This is a genomic window from Microcystis wesenbergii FACHB-1317, from assembly GCF_014696875.1.
GTDB lineage: Bacteria > Cyanobacteriota > Cyanobacteriia > Cyanobacteriales > Microcystaceae > Microcystis > Microcystis wesenbergii_A.
Genome location: NZ_JACJQV010000019.1, coordinates 1 through 1973 on the forward strand (window position 1 = coordinate 1; position 1973 = coordinate 1973).

General features: G+C 38.2%; 1 protein-coding gene and 1 pseudogene. Both read left to right on the top strand.

The genetic code is table 11. From position 1 onward, the window contains the following. Window positions 1-139: 139 nt before the first annotated feature. Window positions 140-944 (top strand): annotated as a pseudogene (locus tag H6F92_RS00310) (IS4 family transposase); the annotation flags it as partial. Window positions 945-1158: 214 nt separating this feature from the next. Beyond that, a partial coding sequence (locus H6F92_RS00315) for an ISAs1 family transposase (RefSeq protein WP_190356393.1) occupies window positions 1159-1973 on the top strand: 815 nt, incomplete at its 3' end.

Sequence of the window (1973 nt, forward strand, 5' to 3'; positions counted from 1 at the left end):
CCTCGAATGGAAATTTTTTCTTTCTTCCAGACATCGATAATTTTTTGGCGAAAATCTACGGAATAGGGTCTCATAGGAAGCTGGTAAGTTCTATTATTTGTCTATTTGCTTTCTATTGTACCTCATAGCTCCAAGAATTGCTATATTAATTCGAGGAACTCATAACCGAAAAGTTAACTATCTCGAAGATAAGCAAAGCTCAGGGCATCCAGAGACTAAATATTTACATCAATCCATCAGAGAAATAAAAGCCTGTGGTAGCCTAGATGTGCAAGTAAAACGCAATCCTAATCACGAGGCTAGACTAGCTAAACTAACAGTTAGATTGGCCAGTTTTGAAATACAAGTACCTAAGCATCACTCGAAAGCGAACCCTCGTCAACCGGTCAAATTACCGGTAATTTTAGCTGAAGAAGAAAATCCTCATCCTGGAGTTAATCCTATCAGTTGGCTCCTCTTAACTAGCCTAGACATTAGTAGCTTTGAATCGGCGATAACCTGTGTGCGCTGGTATAGTTATCGCTGGTTGATAGAACGCTATCATTTTGTTTTAAAAAGTGGTTGTGGATTAGAAAAACTGCAATTAGAAACGGGTCGGAGAATTGAGATGGCTTTAGCTACCTATTCAATTGTAGCTTGGAGATTACTCTGGTTAACCTATCAAGCACGCTTACACGGAGAGGAGAGTTGTGAAAGTTTTTTGGAAGAACATGAATGGCAATCTTTGTGTGCCACTATTCAGAAAAAGGGTCCGCCACCTGAAAAGCCGCCCTCCTTGGCCGGAAGCGGTCAGAATGATTGCTTCTCTTGGGGGTTTTTTAGGTAGAAAAGGCGACGGTGAACCTGGTGTTAAAACTATTTGGTTGGGACTGCGAAGGTTACATGATATCAGCCAGACTTGGAAACTATCTCATCAAATTAGTCCCCCCATAGAACCCCCTTGAGCCATCTTGCACACTTTTCTCTTTTTGTCAAATTTTATGTTAAGAAAGATGTGACTAATGGATAGCTTATCAAGGGGCGATTAAGGGGCGATTAAGGGGGGATCAGCATCCCCCTTATCAAGGGTAGGGCTGTTTCATTCTCCCATCAGAATATCAAAAGTAAAAGCGATCACTGTCAGGTAAAATGAGGAGTGACCGGCAACTTTTCAAATATATGTTGAGCTTAATAGAAAAACTGAAACAAGTCAAGGACTTTCGGAAAGATCAAGGAAAAAGACACCCTTTATGGATAGTATTAGTAGTAATAATACTGGGAACAATGCTAGGATACTCAGGTTATAGAGAGCTAGGAGAGTTTGCTAAAAATAATCGGCACAGGCTCAGTCAAGAATTTAACATAATTCCAGAAAGAGTCCCATCCTCTTCAACAATTAGAAGGGTAATGATGGGAGTTGAATGGCAGATTTTGTTAAAAATGTTTAATGAATGGGCATTACAAGAATATGGACAAAGAGATGATATAAATTGGCTAGACATAGATGGAAAAAGTCTCAAAAACACCCGAAAAAATCCTAACAATGAACAACAAAATTTTATCATGTTTATCTCATTGTTTAGTCAAGAAAGTGGCTTGGTATTACACTTAAAAAGAATCGAAAACAAAAAAGGGTCTGAAATCGACGAAGGTCAAGCTATAATTGAAGATTGCACTCTCCAAAATAAAGTTTTTACTGGCGATGCTTTACACTGTCAGAAGAAAACAATCAGCTTAATAGCCAAGACTAAAAATGATTATGTTATCACAGTTAAAGGAAATCAGAAAAATCTTTATCAGCGAATACAAGACCTGAGTAATTCCTCAAAGCCAGAAAGTTGTTTTCTTGAACAAGACAATAGTCATGGTCGAAAAATATCCAGAAAAATAGAAGTTTTTAAAGTGAGGAAAAATGAAAGACAAGGGTTGGAAAATCTGCGCCGAATTATTAAAGTAGAAAGAAGGGGTAGTCCCGGGTATAAAACTTATGAAGA